This is a genomic window from Balneola sp. (assembly GCA_003712055.1).
Classification (GTDB): Bacteria; Bacteroidota; Rhodothermia; order Balneolales; family Balneolaceae; genus RHLJ01.
This window is the reverse complement of record RHLJ01000004.1, coordinates 110,448-134,350: the sequence shown is the minus strand read 5'-3', so window position 1 is coordinate 134,350 and position 23,903 is coordinate 110,448. Positions and strand designations below refer to the sequence as shown.

Sequence of the window (23,903 nt, the reverse complement as noted above, 5' to 3'; positions counted from 1 at the left end):
AAACTAAACGTGCCTTTCAGCATGATATGAGGAGCGCACTAGTGGGCCACTTTCAACATGGCCTATTCCCAAGCTCTCTCCTATTTCCTTGTATTCCGCAAATTGATCCGGGTGTACCCACTCCATTACCGGATGGTGCATTTTGGTTGGCTGCATATACTGACCGATGGTAAGTACATCTACTTCGTGGTTTACACAATCCTGCATAAGCTCAATCACTTCTTCACGGGTTTCCCCAAGGCCAACCATAATTCCGCTTTTGGATTTAATCCCTGCATCTTTGGTTAGTTGAAGTAATTCGAGCGAGCGCTCGTAACGAGCTTGTGGTCGAACTCTTCTGTACTTACTTGGTACTGTTTCAAGATTATGACTCAATACATCCGGAGGAGTATCCAACACGATTTGAAGCGTTTCCCAATCTCCTTTGAAATCCGGGATAAGTGACTCAATAGTAACCCCATCTATCGCCTTTCGAAGCTCAACATGAGTGGCAGCAAAAATAGGAGCGCCCCCATCCTTTCGATCATCTCTGTTTATAGAAGTAAGCACCACATGCTTTAATTTCATTTTCTTAGCCGCATCAGCAACTCGCGCCGGCTCATCCCAGTCCAGGTCTTTTGGAGGCCTTCCTGTTTTAACTGCACAAAATGCACACGAACGTGTACAAACATCCCCAAGCAACATAAAAGTAGCTGTACCGGCACCCCAGCACTCTCCCATATTTGGGCACCTTGCCTCAGCACAAACCGTATTCAGCTTATGCTCATTAATGGTATCCAGCACTTCCTTAAACTTCTCTCCTGATGGAAGCTTAACGCGAAGCCATTCGGGGCGTCGCTGTGCCGATTTTTTTTCTACTACCTGAAGTTCTTTGATCATGTTATTCCTTTTGTGGTCCTGCCTCCAATCCCGAAGCTTTCGGGAGGAGTTCAGAACGCTCCAAAATTACAAAAAATTCTTTTCTAGTTCTTTCTTCCCGCCTTTTGGTTGAATCTGAGACTCGAACACTTCTTCGAAGTATCGAACGATCTTTCCTTTTACTTCATTCAATGGAATTTCCTTCCCGAGCAGTGCTTGTAAACTGGTTACTTCTTTATCTACAATACCGCAGGGTACAATGTGATTAAAGTAGCTCAGGTCAGTATTAACATTGAAGGCAAAACCGTGCATGGTTACCCATCTTGAACTTCGTATTCCAAATGCAGCGATTTTCTTTTCTCCAATCCAAACGCCTGTCAATCCATCTATCCGTCCTGCTTCGAAACCGTAATCAGCACAAACTTTAATTAACACTTCCTCCAAAAAACGAAGGTATTTGTGGATATCGGTAAAGTGCCGATCTAAATCCAAGATTGGATATCCTACAATTTGTCCCGGTCCGTGGTAGGTTATATCTCCACCACGATCTATTTTAACAAACTCAGCATCCAGTTTTAGTAACTCAGCCATTGATCGAAGCATGTTTTCCTCTGCTCCGCTTTTACCAAGGGTATAGACATGAGGGTGTTCTACAAAAAGGAGGGCATCGTTTTTTCTATTCCCTTTAAACTCACCCTTTTGCTCTGCTCGTTTCTCCCGGATAATTACTTCCTGCACCTCTCTCTGAAGCTCCCAGGTAGGCTGGTAGCTGGATTGTTCCAGGTCGTATAGTTCTATTGTTTTTTTCACTCTTTGATGTCATCCTGAGGATACTTCCGAAGGATCTAATCGTCAACCCGTTTAGATTCTTCGCTTTCGCCTGTCCTCCGTACGAGTACTTCGGAAGGCGGGCTCAGAATGACTTAATTGGTTTAAGACAAAAATGGCTCCCAAATAGGGAGCCAATCTCTTAATTGCCCGTTTCAGATCCCGCAACCTGTGCTGAACTTGATTCAGTATCAAATGCGGGATGACAATTACTTCTTAACAGGGGTTCCTAAATGAACACCTTCGTTATATGCTTCAGCTACTGCTTCCATTACGGCCTCTGAAAGAGTTGGGTGCGGGTGAACAGCACTGATAATTTCATGACCGGTAGTTTCAAGATCTCTAGCTACTACTGCTTCAGCGATCATATCTGTTACACCAAATCCGATCATATGGCAACCTAACCACTCACCGTATTTGGCATCAAATACTACTTTTACGAATCCTTCTTCATGACCCATTGCTGTAGCCTTACCACTTGCTGAAAGCGGGAACTTACCTACTTTGATTTCATAACCAGCTTCTTTAGCTGCTTCTTCGGTCAAACCAACAGACGCAATTTGAGGCTCGCAATAAGTACAGCCAGGAATATTACCATAGTTTACCGGAGTAGGTGATTCACCCGCTAACATCTCTGCTAAACGAATGCCTTCATGAGTTGCCTTGTGTGCCAACCATGGAGCACCTATAATGTCACCAATAGCATAGATACCTTCAACACCAGTAGAGTACGTAGAACGATCAACAACAATAGCTCCTCGCTCAACTTTTACACCGATTTCTTCTAGGCCAAGACCTTCAACGTTACCAGTAACACCAACCGCAGAAAGAACCACATCGGCTTCGATTTTCTCTTCGCCTTTTTTGGTTTTCACGGTTACTTCAACACCATTTCCTTTCTTAGCCACTTTTTCAACGGTGCTTTCTGTAAGGATGGTCATTCCTTTTTTCTTGTAGATCTTTCCTAGTTCGCGCCCCACATCTTTGTCTTCAACAGGAACGAGCGTTTTCTGAAGTTCAACAATAGTCACTTCCGTTCCAATAGTGTTGTAGAAATAAGCGAATTCAACACCAATAGCTCCTGCTCCAACAATGACCATTTTCTTTGGCTGCTTCTCCATGGTCATCGCAATCTCGGAATCGATGATCATCTTGCCATCAATCTCTAATCCCGGAAGTTGACGTGGACGAGCACCGGTTGCAACGATAAAATACTTCGCTTTGATGCTTGCTGTTTCCTTTCCGCTTTCGTCGTTAACCGCTAGTTCTGTTTTAGATTTGAATACTCCGGTTCCCATGAAAACCTCGATCTTATTCGCCTTCATCAGGAACTGAACACCTTTGCTCATCTTGTTAGCAACACCACGGCTTCGCTTAACCATGCCACCAAAATCCGCGGAAACATCTTTTACATTCACTCCATAATCACTGGCGTGCTGAATAGACTCCAAAACCTCCGCTGAGCGTAATAGTGCTTTCGTAGGAATACATCCAATATTCAAGCACACTCCACCCAAATGTCTTTTTTCTACAATAGCCGTTTTAAAACCCAATTGTGAGGCTCGGATTGCTGCCACATATCCGCCAGGTCCTGAGCCAATTACACATACATCAAATTCTTTTGCCATGATTTTCTTTCAATAAATAGTTTCCAGTTTCAATATCCCTTTGCCTAAAAAAACTCCAAAACACCATCTTTAGTGGTTTTGTGTATTAGTGGCACTATTCCAAGAATTTCCAATAGTCGTCAGGAATTTTTAAGGGCTAAGAAGGTACGAGTTTTGGGGATGAAGTTCGAATCATAGCGGAGGTTTTGAAACTGATAAAACAGAGAAAAAAAATTTGATCCACAGATTTTTTATTCTACATTTGTAGAAACAATTCTAATACTGTAGAAAATGAATCTATCCCAAACCGAAGAAGAACTCATGCAATACCTCTGGAAGCTGGATAAGGCGTACATGAGCGACTTACTTGAAGAGTATCCGGAACCAAAACCCGCCCCAACAACGGTTGCCACCCTGTTAAAGCGGATGCATGAAAAGGGCTTTATCGATTATAATCAGCGAGGGCGGTCAAGAGAGTATTTCCCGCTGGTTAAAAAAGCCGACTACTTCGGTAAACATGTACGGGGATTGATTTCCAAGTTCTTCAATAACTCATCGGCTCAATTTGCTTCCTTCTTTGCTTCAGAAACTGATTTATCAGAGAAAGAACTAAACGAGCTTAAATCAATCATTGAAAAAGAAATAGAGAGGAAACAACAATGATTATTTATCTAATCAAGTCCACCATACTGTTAGGCTTGTTGCTTGGATTGTACAAGCTATTACTTGAAAATGAGAAGATGCATTTATTCAATCGGTTTTTTCTCCTTTTTGCACTGGCATTTGGACTAACCGCACCGCTTATCACCTTTGAGGTGAAAACTAATACTAAAGTAGCCGGAGTCGATATCCAGCAAGTTCAGTCACTAGCCAACGAACCTGCTGAATTTATCTCGGAATCTGTGACTCCAATTCTTGTTCCTCAAAACGAAGTTGTTTCATCTACTCCTGTAGAAACGACAGATATCCAGGAAACAAGTACTTTGCCCGCCTTCACCCTTCTGAATGCAATTATCTTCATTTATGGTTTAGGAGTTTTAATTCTATTCGTCCGGCTTTTGGTTGGTATTGGCGAAATCATAAAAAACATACGGGCAGGGGAAAAAACGAAAACGCCTTCTTCTACTCTTGTTTTGCTAGATGAGGCCATTACTCCACAATCCTTTTTGCGTTGGGTATTCCTATCTAAATCAGACTATGAATCCGGCAAAATAGGCCCGGAAATTATGGAGCATGAACAAACACATATCCGACAACTTCATTCATTGGATGTGCTTCTGATTGAGATCCTCAAAATTGTATTTTGGTTTAATCCGGTGTTCTACTGGTATAGAAACACCATCCTGTTAAACCATGAATTTTTAGCGGATGATGGAGCGCTTTTAAAAAGCTCTTCAACAGAAAACTACCAGGAGCTGCTTCTTTCTTACTCTACAGGAAAATCGAAGGCTAAGCTTGAGAGTACCTTCGGTCATTCTTCGACTATAAACAGACTTAAGATGCTTTCAAAAAAATCGTCTCCATTTAAAAGATCTGCGAAGTTGTTCTTGTTGATGATTTTTTTGATAGGTGTAGGTCCGGCCTGTTTAAAAACCGGAGTACAAGATGATAACCAAATACCTCAGCTGGCTCGAGATTTAGTGGTTCATATTGGAGATGACAAAGAGCTTCGATTCAATGATGAACCCACGTTAGACAGTTTAAGAATTGCTCTAATCAGGTTAGAATCTCAAACTAACTTACATACTGCAAAAACGAGTAATGAGAAGAATACCCAGTATAAAATAGTCCTGTCAAAGTTGAACAAGGAGTTTAGCCGTAAAACAGATTCCTACATCGAAAAAGGGTTATCGAATGACCCTCCTTCCTTAGAAGAACTTGAAGCAGAGTATGCTTATCTCTGGGGTAGCTATAGCTTTATAGTAGCTCTAGAGGGGCATCTTACCAATGACTCATCAATACGGTATTCCTCAAGTAATTACCCTGAATTAGTGCCTACCCCGGAAGAGCTTTTAAGAAGATAAAGGATGAATTTGACCAATAAGCTCAATTTTTCTCTTACTAAGAAGCGGCTGGTGCTGATCGGGAAGAAACTGTCTACCACTCAACTGTATACTAAGGCTCTGCCGGCGCTCATTGCCTTTAGCTTTAGTCCTTTCCTTTTTTTCAATCCATTTGACGCATCTGACGATCCTTATTCCTATCTAATTCGAGATACCTATTCTGATGTTGAGCTTCAACGCAAAAGCCTGATTGCTGAAGGAGATAGCATATACTCGCTTGCTCAAATTCCTTATCTCGTACTTACTGAATCTGGAGAGCCTTACACCGGAGTTCAAAAAACCTATTCCAAAGAAACGGATAGGCATGTTGGTACCAATATTTATGTGGATGGACTCATTGTTCATTTGAAGATTTTTGATGAGGGTGGAACAGGAACACAAACACTGGATACATTTTACGATGCTCAAAAAACTAAGAAAATATCGACGCGCTTTTATCAGAATGGCACCTTGAGTAGTGAAATGATTTTTTCTTCACCTGATCATGATGGGAAACGACTAAGCAGGTTTTGGCATCCTGATGGTTATTTAAGAAGTGTAATGATTTCCGAACAAGGTGATTTTAGATCCAAAACTTCTGAGCTGATAAACTATGATCCTGAGGGCAATGTGGAATTTCATGAGCGGTATCTGAATGGAGAACTTTTGGAGAAGATCAAATGAACCGACTAACCAATAAGCTAAACTTTTCTCTTACAAAGAAACGGTTAATGTTGATTGGTAAGAAACTATCCACCGCTCAACTGTATACTAAGGCTCTGCCGGCGCTCATCGCCTTTAGCTTTAGTCCTTTCCTTTTTTTCAATCCATTTGACGCATCTGATAATCCCTTTTCCTATATAATTAGAGAGACCTATTCTGATGTTGAGCTTCAGCACAAACGCCTGATTTCCGAAGAAGATAGTATATACTCGCTTGCACAGATTCCATATATAGCACTTACAAAGGAGGGAGATCCTTTTTCCGGAGTTGAAAATATCTATTCGAAGAAAACAGATATTCTTATGTCCTCTAATGTTTTTGTGGATGGACTAAGTGTTCATTTGAAGGTTTTTGACGAAGATGGTGCTGAGCGAGCCACCGTTGATACATTTTATAATGCTTATAAGACAAAAAAGACTTCGACCAGGTACTACCAATCTGGCACCTTGAGAAATGAACTAATTTTCTCCTCTCCATACCACAATGGAAAACGGGTCTTTAAATTTTGGGATTCTGATGGTCACCTACAAACAGTACTGATTTCCGGATCAGACCAAACAGGTACAGAATTTTCCGAACTGATCAACTATGACCCAGAAGGGAATGTGATATTTCATGAGCGTAGGGAAAACGACGAACTAGTGGAGAAGATTAAATGAACCGATTGAGCAGCAAGCTTAATTATTCCTTGACTAGAAAACGTCTTCAAATGACCTCAAAAAGATTTTCTAAAACCAAGGGATATTCAAAACCTGTCTTCATGCTCCCTCTAATAAGCTTTATTTCCTTTTTGTTTTGTGTTGAATCAATTCCAGAAGGATTTGAGAAAACTGAGCATCTCCCTAATGCATATGTATATTCAGATACAGATCTTTTTATAAACACTAATCTTAATCAAGGAGATGATCCGAAAATACTTTTTTCTGAAAATGGTGAACCCTTTTCTGGTACTCGTCAAATACTCAGTAAGAAGGATAATACACTAGTCCTTGAATACACTTATCAGGATGGAGTACTTACTTTAATCACAACGAATGGGCTAAACCCTCATACGGGAATTGAATCCAGAGGTGAGTTCGAATATAAAAATCGAAAATTAGTTGCTACCAGATATTTCCATCCCGATAATCAGATTGCACATGAGCGATTGAGTTCAGCTTATTCAGATAATGGTTTGCATACCTGGAAAGAATGGTATCCCAATGGACAACTCAAATTGGAGTGGAATTATGATGATAATGTTATCGCGCAGGGATTAGCAACTTCTTATGATGAAGAGGGCAATATCGTTGGTCAGGAGATATACGAAGATGGTGAAATAGTGAGGAAGATTAAGTAACGACACTATGAGGCTGACAAGTAAACTTAACTTCTCTATTACCAAAAAGCGGCTTCAAATGATGTCCAGAATGACTTCTTGGTTTAGAAGCTCCTCGAAATCCTTACTTATTATGCCACTACTTGGTTTTTTTGCCTTTCTTTTTTGCAAAGATAGCGAGCCTGATGATTTAGTCATTATTACCAATAATAATGAGAGCCTTTATACTGATGTGGAGTTAGGAATCAAACTCAGTACTACCGATGGTAAAAGTGCACTTCTTATGTTTACTACCGGTGAAATTCCCTTTACAGGTACTGCGAATTGGTACAGAAAAACAAACCATAAGCTTGTGCGACAACATCAATTTGTTGATGGATTAAACACTTCTTCTAAATTTTTTGATAGGGAGGGCAGAGATTCAATAAGATTCGAAAACGGATATTCAGACGGTATTTTAGACGGTTACCGAGTCTATAATAGTTCGAACATTCTAGTGCGTGATTGGGGAACTCAAAAAACTGACGATGGACAATTAACTATCTACAAAACCTGGTTCTCTAATGGAGATCTTAAGTTTGAGATGACATTAGATAAGAATGATAAATATGAGGGCCTAATGACACTCTATGACGAACAGGGCGACATTCTTGAACAAGAGTTATATAAAGAAGGTCAATTAATCGAGAAGATTAAATAAGAAGCATCATGATACTGACAAGTAAACTTAACTTCTCTATTACCAAAAAAAGGCTTCTTATGATGTCAAGGTCTTCCCCCTTTATTCAAAGATTTGGCAAGGTACTACCTCTTGTACCCTTGCTCCTTTTTATTGGTTTGATGTTCTGTGAGAAACGAAATGTTGAAGACGAGCTTTATACCGATGTAAAAGTAACTGTGGATCTTGCTTCAGAAGATATTGAAAACTCAATCCCAAGTAGCCCAATCCATAAAGACAAAAATGGCAGGCCATTTACGGGCACGAGTAGTATGTATTACAAAAAGAATGATCAGCTATATTCTACCGCTACCTATGTAAATGGTATTCAAACTGGTTGGATTACATTTGATGAGAATGGAAATGAGCGTTATAGAGTAAAAAAAGAGTATGATGAGGCCAAATGGCTTTCGACTAAACATTTTTCAAGAGGAAAGCTAAAAGCTGAATGGCTTTACAGATCCGTTACTGATTCGGAATATGATATTCATAGAGAATATTACCCTGACGGTATTTTAAAATTTGAAATGTCTTTTACTTCTGGTTCAGAGAATAAGCCACCGTTGATATACCAGGGATTGATGACCCTTTATGACGAACAAGGGAATGTCCTTGAACAGGAGCTCTATAAAGATGGTGAACTGGTTGAGAAGATTAAATAGGTAATGCTATGAAACTAACTAGTAAACTTAATTTCTCTATTACCAAAAAAAGACTTCTTATGATGTCTAAGAACTCTCCCTTTATTCAAAGATTTGGCAAGGTACTACCTCTTGTTCCCTTGCTCTTTTTTATTGGTTTGATGTTTTGCGATAGAACTGTAACTGATGCTGATCTCTATCCAGATGTAAAACTGAAACTACTTAAAAGTCCATATGAACAAACGTTAGGTGGAGGGGTTCTTGATCGAAGAATGTATGACTCGAAGGGAAACTTATTTACGGGCACACAAAATTATTATCGAAAGGAAAACAACAAGCTCTATTCCAGTTTCACTTATAGAGAAGGTGTTCTATTACTTCAGAAAGCATTTGATGAATCAGGCAACGAACTACATCGAGTTGAAGAGGAGTATGATTTTGAGCAATCAAAACGGGTTTCTATGAGAATGTTTGATCACGGTTTTTTAACTGTAGAGATACAAGATTCTTCACCTGAACATAATAATATGCATGTGTTCAGAGAGTGGCACAGCAACGGGCAGTTAAAATTCGAGATGACTTCCGATAGCCTTGGAACCCAGGGGTTAATGACTTTATATGATGAGCAAGGCCAAATCCTTGAACAAGAACTCTACAAAGACGGGCAAATGATCGAGAAGATTAAATAGAGAAAAAATGAAGCTCACAAGTAAAATCGATTATTCTATTACGAAGAAGAGGTTTCTTATGATGTCAAGGAAGCTCTCTGTTTTTAAAGTCAGCTTGATATCGTTACTTCTGATTCCGCTTATTACTGCCTCTATATTCCTTTCGTGTTCTGGCTTAAATGAAGCTGATAATCTTTATACCTCTAATGAGTTGGTTGTATCAATGAACTCAAGAGTACATAAACCTGACCCTGTCTTATATAAAAAAGAAGATGACTTCTTTTTTACTTCAGATATACTAGCCTATAGTCAACCGTACTGGTATGACGAAAACAAGGAACTTTACACTGGTACTCAACGATTTTTTGATCGCCAAAACAATATACCCGGCTGGGAATATGAATACGAAGAAGGGAAGCTTATACGGACTACTTATTTAAATAAAGATATTATTGATCGGCTAAATTTTATCCATATTTATCAGGCCGTAGAAGAAGAGCAGCTTGTCCAAACTGCATACCATAGAAACGACAGTTTGGTTTTTCGTCGCGTAGTTTCCAAAGAAGAGGCTAAAACGTATTCTGCAAACAATACATTGACTGCTCATAGTTATGAAAAAATTACTAATGGAATCCCTGGTATGCACTTTGAGCACTGGCATCCCAATGGCCAGCTTTCTTTTACCACCTTTCCTGATTCGACTGGTCGGGGCACTATTCTTACTCAATATGATGAAGAGGGTAATATTATACGTGGGCGACATTTTTTTAGATCTGATAGTGTTCTTATTACCTATGATGAACTAGGAAATATTTTGAATAAGCGGACTTTAGGAGAAGGGCCACAAACCGAGGAAAGTAATTAGCAAAAAGCCGCCGTTGATTTACTCCGTTTGATTCAATAATGTCGATGCTGATTATTGACTGATTGACTGCTATGAATCGAAAAAAGTTTTTTGCCCTTGGTGCCGCAGGCCTCGCTGGCGCTTCATTACCAATAAAAGCCGAAGAAGCCCCTACTCAACCCAAATTTAAACGATGGCAAAATGGGCAAAGTCCATGGCCAATCTGTTTAGATACAGCAACCATACGCCCTGCTTCACTCGAAGATAAAGTTAGCATTGCTGCTGAAGCGGGGTACGATGCGATCGAGCCCTGGGATAGAGAACTTATTGAGTATGAAAATAATGGTGGCAATCTGGAAAAGTTGAGTGAGAGAATAAAAGATCTTGGGTTGTTTGTACCAAGTGTAATAGGAATGTGGAATGCTATCCCTCCCGCTGATGACGCCTTCGCTGCATCTTTACCAGATACCCGAAACCGAATGAGAATGGCAAAAGCCATCGGGTCTGAGTATATCCAAACCATCCCTAACACCGTTGGAAACGGGTACGATGTTAAGCAGGTGGCAAAACGTTACCGGCAAATTATTGAGATTGGTAAAAGTGAATTCGGGTTAAAACCATCGTTGGTTTTCGTAAAGTTTTTCCCCTTAAAAACCATGGGGCAGGCTATGCAAGTTGCATTAGATGCCGATCATCCCGAGGCTTCCATCATACCAGATACATTTCATATGTATATCAGTGAGGGCGGTTTTAATGGGCTCAAACAAATGAGGGGGAATGCTATAAGTATTTTTCAATTTGCTGATGCCCCTGCCACTCCCGAACCTGATGAGCTAACTGATCAACAACGGGTTTTTCCGGGAGATGGAATTTTACCCCTTCCTGAAATTCTTAGAGATTTGTATGAAACTGGTTTCAAAGGGTGTATTTCTTTGGAATTATATAACCCGGAATACCACCAAAGAGATTTGCTGGAGGTTGCAAAAGAAGGGCTCGAAAAAACAATGAAAGTTATTAAAGAGGCGGGGGTTTAACTTGTAGCTATTGGCTTACAAGCGTGCTCTCTTTGTAGGTCATTCCGAACTTGTTTCGGAATCTTAAGAAAAGGCGTTGATTGAGTTCGCAGATAGGCTCTATCTATTCAATTTCACGAGGATCCTGAAACAAGTTCAGGATGACTCCTATTCTTTAGATCATCCCAAATAGTTCTAAATCATATCTATTGTACTAAGTATATTGGGGAGAACTAACTACCCCAATTATGAAAACTCTCTTTTCCTTCTTTGCCCTTCTGTTCTTTACCTACTGCACCCCTGTTGAACAACACTCTTTTGAAGATGGAGAGTGGATCGACCTGACTCACGATTTTAGTTCCGAAACGTTGTATTGGCCTACTTCAGAAACCTGGCAGTTTGATACGGTATTTGTAGGTCAAACTGATGGAGGCTTTTACTATGAGGCATTTAAATTCAGTACTGCCGAACATGGTGGAACTCACCTGGACGCCCCCATTCATTTTTCTGAGGGCAAAAAGACCGTTGATCAACTTAGCATCGACCAGCTTTCCGGTTACGCTATTGTCATTGACGTCAGTGATAAAGTAAGCGAGGATAGAGATTATCAAATTCTTCCTGTGGATGTACAAGACTGGGAAATAAATCATGGTTCTCTTCCAAATGGAACCATCTTGCTCTTTCATACCGGGATGGGAGCTCTATGGCCAGATGCAGAGGCCTATCTTGGAACCACATTAAGAGGGGTTGAAGGCGTAGCCAATCTTAGTTTCCCTGGCATTCACCCTGATCTGGCTCAGTGGCTGGTTGATAACCGGTCTATCAAAGCGATTGGTTTGGATACCCCAAGCATTGATTATGGGAAGTCCACCCTTTATGAAAGCCATCAAATTTTATTCGAGCACAATATTCCCGGCTTCGAAAACGTGGCTAACCTGGATAAGCTGCCCACTTCCGGAGCCTATGTACTTGCATTGCCAATGAAAATCAAGGATGGAAGCGGTGCTCCGTTACGCATTGTAGCAAATGTATCATCTAAATAGCGTGGACACTTATCCGTTTTAATCATTATAATCAACAAGTTTACTAATACAGATGGCAATGAAATACGGACGGCTATTTACTACCTTGGTCTTCAGTCTTTGTTTTTTAGGGACTGCTATAGCTCACATTTCTATAACAGAGACCGAGGACAATCTTCAAAAACTGATCGAGCATTTTGATAAAAAGGGGGTTGATATTCGTCCATTACTTGAAGATTCCCGCTTTGAGCTTATGCCTGATATCAAGCAGAAATTTGTTCGTGCTGCTGAGCGGGTAATTGAGGATTTTGAAGATTACCAACAGGTGCTGGGCTTTGACAACAAGGTCTCCAAGCTGGATGAGTTTATTACCACTTATTCGGACGAATTAGAGAAAGCTGAAGCGGAATACGGAATTGATAAAGAGGTGATAGTGGGGATTATTGGGGTTGAGTCTGAATTTGGTACTTATGCAGGTAAATACAATCCCTTTGAGGCTTATGTATCCATGTATGTGGTAGATTATCGCGCGAGATTTGCCCTGGCTCAGTTGGAAGAACTTCTGGAGTTTACCGAAGAAAATGGCATGGATGTGTTGGAACTTAAATCCAGCTATGCGGGTGCCATGTCTTATGCCCAGTTTATTCCTTATTCATTAAATCGTTGGTGGGTTGGGAATGACTTATACCACATGCCGAACAATATCTACTCAGTAGCTAATTATCTGGCTCACTTTAAAGAAAGAGTGGGTACGATTGAAAAAGCCATTCTAAAGTATAATAACAGCGAGCTCTATCAGCAGGCAGTGCTGGCTCTTGCTGAAGAGTCTAAGCCTCATTTTGAGAGTTAATTTAGCCTGTCATTCTGAGGCCTGTCCGTCGTACACTTTGGAAGGCGGACTACTTGCCGAAGAATCTTAACGGATTTGATTCGCTTAGATCCTTCGCAGGTATGCTCAAGATGACAATAAACGGAGCCTACCCCTGCTTAAACTTAAATAAGTTCTCTGCTCCCACTTTCTCCTCTGCCTGGTTCAGGGCATACATCGAGTCAAACAACACGATTGGATTTTCTTCGAGGTCTTTAGTCACATGAGTTGAGTAGCTGGCTTCCAGTTTAGCGATTACCTCATCGTTATCATTTGGAAGCCATCTTGCTGTATAATAAGAGACCGGGGTAATAACTAGCTCCACCCCATATTCTTCCTTCATCCGGTGATGCACAACTTCGAACTGAAGAACCCCTACCGTTCCGAGAAGTAACTCATTCCCTACTCCTTTAGGTACTTCAAAGACGTGCACTACCCCTTCTTCTGATAACTGCTTTAAACCTTCTCTTAATTGCTTTCTTTTGAACGGGTCTTTTGTAGCTACTTTCTGAAAGTGCTCTGGCGTAAATAGCGGGATTACATCAAATCGAACAGGGTTCTTTTCGAAAATAGTACTTCCAATTCTGAAATCACCCGGATTGAAAATAGAAACGATATCTCCCGGAAAGGCTTCTTCCAACAACTGCCTTTCATCACCCATGAGTGTATGAGGCGTTGCCATTTTTATTTTCTTTCCTGTGTGGGAAATTACAACTTGCTGACCTCGTTTAAACTGACCTGATGCCACTCGTATAAATGCGGCGCAATCCCTATGGCCGGGATTCATATTTGCCTGCATCTTGAAAATAAAACCAGAAAATGGCTCATTTAAATCACGATCGGAACCCTCAGAATGCTCATAGCCCTGGGGGGGAGGTGCCAGCTGATGGAAGTATTTTAAAAAAACGTCCAGTCCAAAATTGTTTAGCGCTGATCCAAAGAAAACGGGAGTTACTTTTCCTGAGTTATATAAATCCTTGTCCATATTTGGATACATATCCTCAATCAACATCAACTCTTCTCGGAAGGCATCCTTTTCCGCTTCAGAAAGATTTGATTGCTCCAGAGCTTCTTCTACTTCCAGGATTTCAGTGATGGCTTTTTTTGCTCCGTGCTCACTTTTCTCATATACATACACTTTTCCTTCAAGCACATCATAAATACCCTGAAATTTTTGCCCGTACCCCAACGGCCAGCTTGCCGGTAATGCCTCTATTCCTAATTTTGACTCAACATTGCTTAGCACCTCTAAAGGATCCATTCCTGGGCGGTCACACTTATTCACGAATGTGATTACCGGTACCTCTCTAAGCTTACAAACTTCAAATAGTTTTTCTGTTTGTTCCTCAACTCCTTTGGCCACGTCGATTACCATCAAGCCTGAATCTGCTGCAACCAGGGTTCTTAGCGTATCCTCGGAGAAATCTTTGTGGCCGGGAGTATCCAGCAGGTTGTACTTAATGCCATCCTTTTCGAATCGCATTACCGAGGAAGTAACAGAGATTCCCCGCTCCTTCTCGATAGCCATCCAGTCGGAGGCAGCATGATGAGATGCTTTTCGGGCACGTACCGAGCCCGCCTCATGAATTGCTCCACCATAAAGCAATAGCTTTTCGGTTAACGTCGTTTTACCTGCATCGGGGTGAGATATGATTGCAAAGGTTCGACGTTTCTTTGCCTCGTTTATAATATTGGATTCGGCTGCAGCCGCTTCTGCCATTGTCTACTTTTTAAAATCGTTCAAAATTTAAAAATACGATGATTTTAGCTCTTTTGTATTTCTTGATTTTATGCTTTTCTTAATTCTATCTGATTAAAAATAATCACGCAATGCGAGCCTCTGTTCTTATTCTAATTTCCTGTTTTTGTATTGCAAGTAGTGTTAGTGCTAGGCAGACGATTCCGCGGATTGCAAATAATGAGTATAAATTTGCTAAAGGAAAGGTATTAGTGTCTCTGGCTGATACAGTTTCTCCTGACTTTGTGAGCTACCATTTTAGTCGGATGGGTTATGAAATTGTAGAATCGGATATAAACCCTGTTAGAGGTTATTTCAATAAAAACGTGACCAAACAAGAACTAGAAAATTTTTCCTCTCATCCTTATATCAATAAGATTGTTGTTGATAGTCGTAGTTTTAATGAACAAGCCTTTTTAGAAATGGTTAAGCGTCAAAATATGAGCGCAGAAGATTCTTTAAGAAATAGAAGATTCTTTGAACGCTTTTCAAAAATTAAGACACATTGGGTTACTTTCAATTATTTTGTCACCGAAGAAATGGCTTTTTCTTTCCTGGAAACAATCCCCGAGCTTGAAATGAGGCTCGGTATGACCAGTCCCAGAAGTGTTATTGTTAAAACAGAGGTTGGTAAAGAGGAGAAAGCAATGCGATCCTTAAAGCTTATAAATTATGTCGAGAATACAGCTTTTATCATGTTACAGGGAGAATAGCGTGAATACATCTAAGTGGTTTTTTGCCATACTTTTTTTACTACTAGCACACCCTGTAAGTGCACAAATAATCGGTGATGAATCTTTGCGTAAAATAGAGCAGGGAGAGGTTTCCTTCTTAGAAGGTGAATTCATCGCTTTTTTGGACGATACCGTCTCTCCCGATTTTATTCAGTCTGAGTTTTCGCGCTTGAAGTACTTCCTAACTTACATCGACATTGAACCCATTCTTATTACTATTGTGAATAGTCCTGATGACTCTACCTTATACCGACTAAGGAGTCACCCAAATGTGACTAGCGTTTATTCCGATCAAGTACGGATTGATACAACTAGTTTCGAAAATATGCTTTCTGTGCAAGGATTGACCGGAGAGGAATATGATAAAGCTCTAGCCAGGTTATTGGAATTTGAGTCCCGGCCTACTGTTTTATATGAATTTGACTATTCAGTAGATGAAGCCCGTCTTAAAGAAATTATGGCGGGATTTAGAAATGTAGCTTATGATATTTTCCGCAACCCCCCTCGCTCTGTAAACATTCAGTGTGAGCCAGGTACTGAACAAGATGCTATGACTAAAGTTGAAGAACTACCTTTTGTACAGAGTACCGCTTTAATCGGAATAGTAGATTATTAGTGTGAGTTTGAGATGGGAAACCCGTTTTAATGCAATGGTTATTTTTGCCACAAAAACACTAATGGTTTAGTGGTTCTGTGCTTTTGTGGCTTACACTTACCCATCCATAGGGCTCGCTTTAGCAACAGCTGATTGGGATTGCACAATGGGCTCAAGGGATTCACTACTAATTCTAAATTTATGCTATTTAGAATAATCCTAGCTGCTGCTCGCGATGTATCGGCCATTCAGGCAAAGGGGGAATATCTATCAGCTGCGTTAGAAGCTTATGGAAATGAGTACATAGTTTCGGCTGTGAAACAACGTCCGGAGCATGAATAAAAATGTATGGGTGTTTACCCTCCCTGATCCAGTCAGCTACAATTATAGCCCATTCTTTTAAATAGGCTTCGTTATTAAGTATGTCATTCACTCCTACAAAGCGAATAAATGGCCTTGGACTTAGTGCGGTGAATCGAACAGGTACTTTAGGCTTCTTCCTTTTTGCCTCCTGAATGGAAAGGATACTGGAATTAGTACTATGCAATTTTCTGGTATCAAAAATAACCCTTTCTGCACCATAGCTTTCTAATAGAGCATTGAGTGTTTGTTCTTGCTTGCCCTGATCAAAAAAGTCTGGATGCCTTACTTCAATAGCGTAATTATAAATCTTAGGAAGAAAGGATAATAACCTTTCAAGCCTGGGTAACTCTGAATATGAAAATGCATCTGAAAACTGAATCATGAATGGGCCAAGTTTATCTCTGTAATCTTCGAACAAGGAAAGAAACTGGGCAACCTCCTGTTCAACTGCTCGAAGTTGCTTAATGTGAGTTACGAGCCTTGGAAATTTGAAACAGAACTTGAAGCCCTCAGGAGTTCGGTCCATCCACTGCCGGATATTTTCCTTTGCTGGTACACTATAAAAAGTTGTGTTGCCTTCAACGGTATTAAAAACTGATGCGTATTGGCTTAGATATTCCGCTGGTTTTGCCCTCTCTTTATAGAAAGAGCCAACCCATTCTGGTAGACTCCAGCCTGTACATCCTAGATAATATGGCCTCAATCCAGTATTCAAAATGATACTTTTCTTTACCTGAATAAAAGAATAAATAACTCTACTTTTCTCTAAATAATTTAAAAATCAGAAGACTATGGATATTCGCTTACAGGGAAAAGTTGTACAAATATTAGATGAACAATCTGGTACCGGGAAGAATGGCCTCTGGAGAAAACGCGATTTCGTCCTCGAAATCCCTGGTAAGTATCCAAAAAAGGTCTGCATCACTCAGTGGGGTGATAATTCAGTGGGGTGATAATATTGATCAACACCCAGTTTCAGTTGGCATTGATGTTACTGCTTCGGTTGATATCCAAAGCAGGGAGTATAATGGAAACTGGTATACCGATGTAAAGGCCTGGCGTGTTGAGCATGGTTCAGGAGAACAAAATAGTGCCGGAAATTCATCTACTCTTAGTACAGAAAGCTTTGAGATTGATACTCAGGCTTTCGATGATATAGATGACGAACTCCCTTTTTAAGGCCTTTCACTCAAATATCTATTAAGATCAAACACTTCAAGAGGAGCGGTTTTTTTGAGATACAGAGGATGATGCGGATGCCCTGCTTTTGAAATACTTCCCCGGCTAAGATACCTGCAATTTGAAGCAGAGAGCACTTCATAAATTTCAGTGAGACATCTTAACAAGTAAGGTCTTTTTTCGATCAACGTTCCCCAGGCGCACCATACATCAATACTTCCTTTGACTTCGTTCAGTAACCGTTCAATTGCGTCAAGGTTTTTTAAGTGAATAGAAGACTGAAATTTACGGTGCATATTGTTGGGATTTGTAGCTCGCTGTGGATAAAGGTTAAACATCAACCATCCATCATAACTATGATTGGTGGCAAAACGAGCTACTGATGCGACGGTAGGATCCAGGTTACCTGGAACCGCTGTGCTGGGATTTACCCCGAAGCATACGAATGGGTTTGAACCTTCCTGACCTAAAGAATATCGGGCTTTAGGTTCGTCATGATCATAAATCCATTCCTTATCGGGAAACATCTTCTATTTGAGAAGAAGCATTTTGCGGGTTTGTTTAACACCGCCAAACTCAAGTGAGTAAATATAGATGCCGCTGGCAAGCGAACTTGCATCAAATTGAACCCGATGCTGCCCTGCAGAATAAAATTCGTCAACCAGTGTTCCCATCTCCATACCTATTGCATTATAAACCTTCAATGAAACATCTCCTGATTGAGGTAAAGAGAAGCTAATTGTTGTTGATGGATTAAATGGATTTGGGTAGTTCTGTAGCAACTGGAATTCTTCAGCTCTCTCAGGATCAGATTCGTTGGATACAACTCCTGAGATATTTAATGTGATTGGTATTTCGTAAACAGGAACCCCGCCCTCATTTGTATTTATAAGTGCAGTAGTTGTATAAGTACCGTTTTCTACTCCTACCGAACTGAATGTAAATACTATGTCTTTACTATTCCCTTCAGTTACGGTATTGGTATTGGTATTGACCGTTAACCAGGGATACGGGTTTTCATATCTAAAGACCTTAAAATTATCAAAATCGAGAAAGGTCCCGTTGTTTAAATTTGTACTTGCAATAATTATCTCAGCTGGGGTGATTCCGAAATTCGAAATTGGAATCTCAGCTACAAGTACCGAATCGATGTAATAATTGATCTCATTCTCAAAAGTATTAACATCAATTTCAATTTCATTATAGTTATCACTGGATGCCATAATTCCTGAAGACTGGTATAAATCCTGCCCAAGCTCATTCTTTCCGAGAACATAAATTTCCCCTCCTATTATTCGAATCCCACTACTTGACTCCTGATCTTTCCCATCCAAAAAGATAATATCAAATGTCTCATTATTAGTTTGTTCCGATGACGATACTTTTATATCGAACGTAGTTCTATAAGATGCGAATGGAAGTGAGCCTAAAAATGGACCAAAAATAGTTTTTGACCCTCCAGTTCCTGTGCTTAAAAGTCGTAAATGCTGATCTGCTTGAGATGCAAACTCATTAGATATTGTAATATCTGTTCCTCCAAACGTTCTCCAGGAACTAATTGCTTCAAAGCTGGATAAGAAAAAGCCTACCCCGCTTTCAAAGCCTGTCCCAAAAAGTCGGGTATTAGCCGCAGAAGGAACGTTTGATGATGTACTTAATGCCTGCTTTGAAAGAATGTTTCTTCCCATTTCAAAATCCACATCATATTCCAACAAAGAAGCTCCTGTATTTTCAATCGTTACCGAAATATTTGCTGTTTCCTCCGGAGATAAATTAACCTCAATGCTATTTGTTGAGACCGAGCTTGTAGGGGCATCAATTGTAGTTTTTCGATAGGAGGCTATCGCATTTTTTATCCTCTTTAAACTTAATGAGGCATCTGTTATGAGTACCGTACTATTTATCCCTAGGGGGGTGGTTCCTACTGAGCGCGTAGAGCTTGAGAAATAAGGGATTCTTGTTAATCCTCCTGTTGTATAAGCCATAACTGTAGCAACACTATCAACCAAATCTTGATAACCAACCGACTCCTGAAAAACGCCCCCTGTAACAGGTGCTGTTTGAACTGCTTGGGTTCTTGAATGAAAGTTCCCCATGTTATGCCCAAGCTCATGAACCACTGTATAAGAATTGTGCGCTTGCCTCACTCGATTTAAAGAAAAGCCGAAATCAGGTGACCCATTCCTGTTGGTGCCAACCCATGCAATTCCTCCAGTATCACTTACGTCAGCATATAGGGTAACAAGGTCGGCCCCATACTGATCTCTTAATGTATGTACCTCATCAAGTATACCATCCTGAATTCCAAAAGGATTGAATGTCGGGGAAGCCGTTAATAACCGTAATTGATCCCCGGAAGACTGGGTAACATTTTCCTCTGTTTTATAGGTGTGAACTAATCTTAGCGTAATAGGAATACCGCTGTTATCTAGAGCTGTCTGTGACAAATTCATTGATTGTGCGATTACAAATTCAATTCCTTCTGATTCCAGAAATGCAGCAACTTCTGCATTTGCGGTATAGACAATCATAACGTCAATGGTAGTAGAAGACCCCGTAGTCCCGGCCACAAAATTCACTACATCAGATTGGGCCTTATTCTTTTTTTCGAGTGTTTCCTGTCCATTATAATGGTTCCCGAATTCATCATGATCAACAGTACATACATAAGCTTCGGGTTCTGCCTTAGTGAAATAATTGGATTTCTGCTTACTTGAATAATCGAAATGTGTATTGTCTCCAAGAGATTCATGCAAAAGACCAATAAGCCTTCCCTCTTTATAGGTAAAGCTAAATACATTTCCGGGATCGTTTTCAGAAGTAGCGCTGACTGAAATTAAGCCAGGCATATATTCGCTAACCCTGTTAATGGTAACTACACTTTGTTGGGTATGAGTGTTAACCTGAAGCTGGGTTCCTACTTTTAGGTTTTCTTCTGAGAAAATCTCTTCATTAATGCTAATAAATGTTACCGGGGTGCTGGCCTTGCTCTTTTCATCAGGAAGCTCACCATCAACTGTAATAGTATTAAAAGCAATGGGAGTTTGTGCATGCACATCGATACTTACAATGACAACAAAAAGTGCTGCAAATATTCTTCTCTTCATAATTGTATTAATAAGTCACAAAAGGTTTATTTCAGGCGAAGCGATCAGCCAATCTGTTAATCAGATAGCCGGATTCAGTAAGAGCCTGGGTAGCGAATTTACCAAAGAAATCGGTAACACCCTCAAATTCTTTAATAAAGCCATTACGATCATTATTCTTAACGAGCTCCGCGAGTTTTTTATGGTGTTCAAAGAAATTTAAAAGCAATTCTCTCCTTTCTTCGTTCGAAAAAACTATATCTGCATACAGCTCTGCGCTTTGTGCAAATATTCTGCCTGTCATCATGAGCTCTGCTCTATAAATTGGCGAAGAATAGTCCAGCATATCAATCGGCTTTAAATCATAATGCTCCATAAAAGAACCATGAAGAAGTGCAACGAAATGCCTCAATCCCTGAACCAAATGCATAACATGATCATGGTTTTGTGGCTCGGCTGAAATAATACGCATTCCCCATAACCTGCACTGGTCAACAAACCACTCGGCTTTTTCTGATTCCCTAACCGGACATACAACCATTAACTGCTTTGATAAATTCTCAACATCAGGGCCATGCATTGGGTGCAAGCCTACTACAGGTCCATCATGGTACTCCGTCATTGCATGAATTGGCTTCACCTTATTGCTTGTGAAATCAGCAAGAATTGTATTCTTAGATAGCCTTCCCTCCAGTCTTTTGATAACCTGTTCGGTAACATTAATTGGAACTGTAACAACAACCAGATCAAGGCTTTCGCTTAGTTCTTCCAGTTCATGCCAGTTACCTTTGTCAATAGAATACGCTTTATGGCCGGTCTGCTCTGAAATCCTCTTGTAGAGTTTCCCCATCCCGCCTTCTCCTCCGATATAGAGAATGTGCTTCGGCTCCTCTGTGGCCATGGGAAACTTCTCCTGGGATTGACTTGCACGGGATGAGCTCATTATTAAGCGTAAGAAATCTTCTGCCCAGTCCGGATCAATTCCTCGCTCAGTGGCTTTTGCCTTGAAGGATTTACTTTTTTCGATTTCGCGCTCCGGAACAAAAACCGGAAGCTGATTTTCTACCTTAGTTTTGATTACCTCCTGAACTATTTTAGCGCGCTCGGCCAGTAAATCCAGAATCTGTTCATCTATTTCATCAATACGTTGCCTGGAACCTTGTAGCTCCTTATGTCTGTGTGGCATTCCTCGAAAATTTGTGAGTAAGAGCGTGTTAAAATACCTAAAGTTGAATCAAAGTTATTTCTGATTTTTAAGTTCCTTACAATATTCTTTGGTGTTGTTTTATATCTTACTTCTGTTAAATCGTCTATCATGATGTCAAAAAAAACTCTTTCTCTTTCCGTTCTTATACTTTCCCTTTTTTCCCAGTCATTAATAGCACAGCAGATTCTCATTGATGAAGACTTTACAGACTGGGGTAATATTAGTGCTTTATATCAGGACGAGACCAACGATAATGAAGGTATAGACTTCGCATCGATAAAAATGGCCAATGATGACCAATTTCTATACATGTACATGGAAGTAGGTGATGAGATCAACCTTCAGGACCTTAATAGTATTACCCTCTATTTGGATACGGATAACGATCCCGAAACAGGTGTTTCTAATTTTGGCATTGGTTATGAATTTGAATTTTCTTTTGGGAACAGAGGTGGCACTTTTCACGGAGATCAAAACACTTCTTTTGGGCCTTATGATGTTGGATTAATCTCTGCACCCACTATTACTTCAACCATTTTTGAATTTAAGATGGATCTGGATGCTCAGCTTAATGGGCAGCTTGTTTTTCCTTCCCAGTCGATTGGCGTTGTACTTAAGTCAGATGGTGACTCCGGAGATAGTGTCCCTGAAAACGGCGAAACTCTTACATATACCTTTAGTCAACATATTTTTGCTGCGCCCTCCTTTCGAATACGCAAAGAAGATAACTCCGATATACGAGTTCTTTCTTACAATGTGCTTCGGGATAATCTCTTTGATCCTGAGGTTCAGGATGAATTTAGAAGAATTTTCCAGGCCATCCGTCCAGACATAATCGGCCTTTCTGAAGTCTATGAAAATAGCGGCGAGCAGGCAGCAGCTTTGATTGAAACTTTTCTTCCTTCCCAGGAAGGTGAGCAGTGGTATTCCGGAGATACAGGTAATGATAACCTTATGGTTAGTCGATACCCGGTAATAGACCAAAGCTCTATAGATGCAAACGCGGCCTTTTTACTTGATCTTGGAGATCGGGAAATGTTCACTATTGTTGCTCATCCTCCTTGTTGTGCAAACAATGATAGCCGTCAAAACGAATTTGATGCTATGATGGCTTTTTTACGCGATTCGAAAGACGGTCAGGAATTCGATATCGAGGAAATTACTCCAATTATAATTATGGGGGATATGAATCTCGTTGGATTTGCACGCCAACAAACTACTTTGCTGACTGGTGATATTGATGATGAGCAAACTTATGGAAGTGACTTCAACCCGGACTGGGATGACTCTGCTCTGGAAGATTCAAAACCCTCAAATCCCGGCTACCCTACATCATTTACATGGTATAGCCCCAATAGTTCCTTCGGTGCTGGACGGCTGGATTATATAGTGTATTCTGGTTCTGCAATGGAACTTGCCAATAGCTTCTCGTTATTTACTCCTTCTTTACACGCTGATACTCTTGCGGCTTATGGTCTTCAAAGTGATGACACAATTATTGCCTCCGATCACATTCCGGTTGTTGCTGATTTCCGCTTACCAATAATTAACTCAAATGAGGGTGGTTCCGAATCCCCTCAAAAGATTGAGCTGGACCAAAACTATCCCAATCCATTTAATCCTTCTACATCCATTAGCTTTTCTTTGTCAAAACCCACATTGGCTACCTTAACCGTTCACTCTATCTCCGGAAGAAAGGTGGCTACGCTTTTTGAGGATAAAATGCATGCTTCAGGGAATTTTTCCCTCAACTTTGATGCTGGAAACCTGGCTACCGGAGTGTATATTTACAGGTTCACGACCGATACAGAAATCATCACCAAAAAAATGATGTTAGTAAAATAGCTAACC

At 40.4% G+C, this 23,903-nt stretch carries 23 protein-coding genes and 1 pseudogene; 16 read left to right on the top strand and 8 right to left on the bottom strand.

Annotation, left to right across the window (positions count from 1 at the left end):
- Nucleotides 1-3 precede the first annotated feature (3 nt).
- From lipA to lpdA, 3 genes are all read right to left on the bottom strand, one after another.
- The gene (lipA, locus tag ED557_10380) at nucleotides 4-879 is read right to left on the bottom strand and encodes a lipoyl synthase (GenBank protein RNC83110.1); all 876 of its coding nucleotides are present in this window, start codon (nucleotides 877-879) and stop codon (nucleotides 4-6) included.
- A gap of 66 nt (nucleotides 880-945) precedes the next feature.
- Entirely contained in the window at nucleotides 946-1,668 is a 723-nt protein-coding gene (gene lipB / locus ED557_10375) for a lipoyl(octanoyl) transferase LipB (protein RNC83109.1), read from the bottom strand.
- A 227-nt stretch (nucleotides 1,669-1,895) separates the two neighbouring features.
- Nucleotides 1,896-3,314 carry a dihydrolipoyl dehydrogenase gene (lpdA, locus tag ED557_10370; protein RNC83108.1) on the bottom strand — a complete coding sequence of 473 codons (1,419 nt, stop codon included), beginning with the start codon at nucleotides 3,312-3,314 and terminating at the stop codon, nucleotides 1,896-1,898.
- Between the two features lie 270 nt (nucleotides 3,315-3,584).
- Here lpdA and ED557_10365 point away from each other — a divergent pair, with 270 nt between their 5' ends.
- From ED557_10365 to ED557_10310, 12 genes are all read left to right on the top strand, one after another.
- Complete coding sequence (locus tag ED557_10365) at nucleotides 3,585-3,956, top strand: BlaI/MecI/CopY family transcriptional regulator (GenBank protein ID RNC83107.1); 372 nt, start codon at nucleotides 3,585-3,587, stop codon at nucleotides 3,954-3,956.
- Nucleotides 3,953-5,317: a M56 family metallopeptidase gene (locus ED557_10360; GenBank protein RNC83106.1), complete on the top strand. Its 1,365-nt coding sequence runs from the start codon at nucleotides 3,953-3,955 to the stop codon at nucleotides 5,315-5,317. Before ED557_10365 ends, ED557_10360 begins: the two co-directional genes overlap by 4 nt.
- Nucleotides 5,318-5,320: 3 nt before the next feature.
- Entirely contained in the window at nucleotides 5,321-6,019 is a 699-nt protein-coding gene (locus ED557_10355; GenBank protein RNC83105.1) for a hypothetical protein, read from the top strand.
- Nucleotides 6,020-6,066: 47 nt separating this feature from the next.
- Complete coding sequence (locus ED557_10350) at nucleotides 6,067-6,717, top strand: hypothetical protein (GenBank protein ID RNC83104.1); 651 nt, start codon at nucleotides 6,067-6,069, stop codon at nucleotides 6,715-6,717.
- Nucleotides 6,714-7,397, top strand: coding sequence for a hypothetical protein (locus ED557_10345; GenBank protein ID RNC83412.1), 684 nt, complete (start codon nucleotides 6,714-6,716; stop codon nucleotides 7,395-7,397). Before ED557_10350 ends, ED557_10345 begins: the two co-directional genes overlap by 4 nt.
- A gap of 70 nt (nucleotides 7,398-7,467) precedes the next feature.
- Nucleotides 7,468-8,076, top strand: coding sequence for a hypothetical protein (locus ED557_10340; GenBank protein ID RNC83103.1), 609 nt, complete (start codon nucleotides 7,468-7,470; stop codon nucleotides 8,074-8,076).
- 8 nt (nucleotides 8,077-8,084) lie between these two features.
- On the top strand, nucleotides 8,085-8,756 hold the full coding sequence (locus ED557_10335) for a hypothetical protein (protein RNC83102.1): 672 nt from the start codon (nucleotides 8,085-8,087) through the stop codon (nucleotides 8,754-8,756).
- Between the two features lie 8 nt (nucleotides 8,757-8,764).
- Nucleotides 8,765-9,424, top strand: a complete 660-nt coding sequence (locus tag ED557_10330; GenBank protein RNC83411.1) for a hypothetical protein — start codon at nucleotides 8,765-8,767, stop codon at nucleotides 9,422-9,424.
- Nucleotides 9,425-9,485: 61 nt separating this feature from the next.
- Nucleotides 9,486-10,268: a hypothetical protein gene (locus ED557_10325; GenBank protein ID RNC83101.1), complete on the top strand. Its 783-nt coding sequence runs from the start codon at nucleotides 9,486-9,488 to the stop codon at nucleotides 10,266-10,268.
- A 71-nt stretch (nucleotides 10,269-10,339) separates the two neighbouring features.
- Complete coding sequence (locus ED557_10320) at nucleotides 10,340-11,281, top strand: sugar phosphate isomerase/epimerase (GenBank protein ID RNC83100.1); 942 nt, start codon at nucleotides 10,340-10,342, stop codon at nucleotides 11,279-11,281.
- A gap of 227 nt (nucleotides 11,282-11,508) precedes the next feature.
- Complete coding sequence (locus tag ED557_10315; protein RNC83099.1) at nucleotides 11,509-12,303, top strand: cyclase family protein; 795 nt, start codon at nucleotides 11,509-11,511, stop codon at nucleotides 12,301-12,303.
- A 58-nt stretch (nucleotides 12,304-12,361) separates the two neighbouring features.
- Nucleotides 12,362-13,132, top strand: a complete 771-nt coding sequence (locus tag ED557_10310; GenBank protein RNC83410.1) for a hypothetical protein — start codon at nucleotides 12,362-12,364, stop codon at nucleotides 13,130-13,132.
- Between the two features lie 127 nt (nucleotides 13,133-13,259).
- Here the strand turns inward: ED557_10310 and ED557_10305 are convergent, their stop codons facing one another.
- Complete coding sequence (locus tag ED557_10305; GenBank protein ID RNC83098.1) at nucleotides 13,260-14,870, bottom strand: peptide chain release factor 3; 1,611 nt, start codon at nucleotides 14,868-14,870, stop codon at nucleotides 13,260-13,262.
- A gap of 110 nt (nucleotides 14,871-14,980) precedes the next feature.
- Here ED557_10305 and ED557_10300 point away from each other — a divergent pair, with 110 nt between their 5' ends.
- Complete coding sequence (locus ED557_10300) at nucleotides 14,981-15,601, top strand: hypothetical protein (protein ID RNC83097.1); 621 nt, start codon at nucleotides 14,981-14,983, stop codon at nucleotides 15,599-15,601.
- Between the two features lies 1 nt (nucleotide 15,602).
- Nucleotides 15,603-16,238: a hypothetical protein gene (locus ED557_10295; GenBank protein RNC83096.1), complete on the top strand. Its 636-nt coding sequence runs from the start codon at nucleotides 15,603-15,605 to the stop codon at nucleotides 16,236-16,238.
- 187 nt (nucleotides 16,239-16,425) lie between these two features.
- Here the strand turns inward: ED557_10295 and ED557_10290 are convergent, their stop codons facing one another.
- Nucleotides 16,426-17,331 (bottom strand): DUF72 domain-containing protein, encoded by a 906-nt coding sequence (locus ED557_10290; GenBank protein ID RNC83095.1) that lies wholly within the window; start codon nucleotides 17,329-17,331, stop codon nucleotides 16,426-16,428.
- A gap of 40 nt (nucleotides 17,332-17,371) precedes the next feature.
- On the opposite strand from ED557_10290, the pseudogene ED557_10285 reads away from it, so the two are divergent.
- Nucleotides 17,372-17,759 (top strand): annotated as a pseudogene (locus tag ED557_10285) (DUF3127 domain-containing protein).
- On the opposite strand, the gene ED557_10280 reads toward ED557_10285, so the two are convergent.
- From ED557_10280 to ED557_10270, 3 genes are read right to left on the bottom strand one after another with little or no spacing between them, the layout of a single operon-like run.
- Entirely contained in the window at nucleotides 17,756-18,286 is a 531-nt protein-coding gene (locus ED557_10280) for a DUF1643 domain-containing protein (GenBank protein RNC83094.1), read from the bottom strand. The pseudogene ED557_10285 and the gene ED557_10280 overlap by 4 nt on opposite strands.
- Nucleotides 18,287-18,289: 3 nt before the next feature.
- Nucleotides 18,290-20,866, bottom strand: coding sequence for a T9SS C-terminal target domain-containing protein (locus ED557_10275; GenBank protein RNC83093.1), 2,577 nt, complete (start codon nucleotides 20,864-20,866; stop codon nucleotides 18,290-18,292).
- Nucleotides 20,867-20,897: 31 nt separating this feature from the next.
- Complete coding sequence (locus ED557_10270) at nucleotides 20,898-22,031, bottom strand: bifunctional chorismate mutase/prephenate dehydrogenase (protein RNC83092.1); 1,134 nt, start codon at nucleotides 22,029-22,031, stop codon at nucleotides 20,898-20,900.
- 129 nt (nucleotides 22,032-22,160) lie between these two features.
- Between ED557_10270 and ED557_10265 the strand changes: the two genes are divergently transcribed.
- Complete coding sequence (locus ED557_10265; protein ID RNC83091.1) at nucleotides 22,161-23,897, top strand: T9SS C-terminal target domain-containing protein; 1,737 nt, start codon at nucleotides 22,161-22,163, stop codon at nucleotides 23,895-23,897.
- Nucleotides 23,898-23,903: the final 6 nt, after the last annotated feature.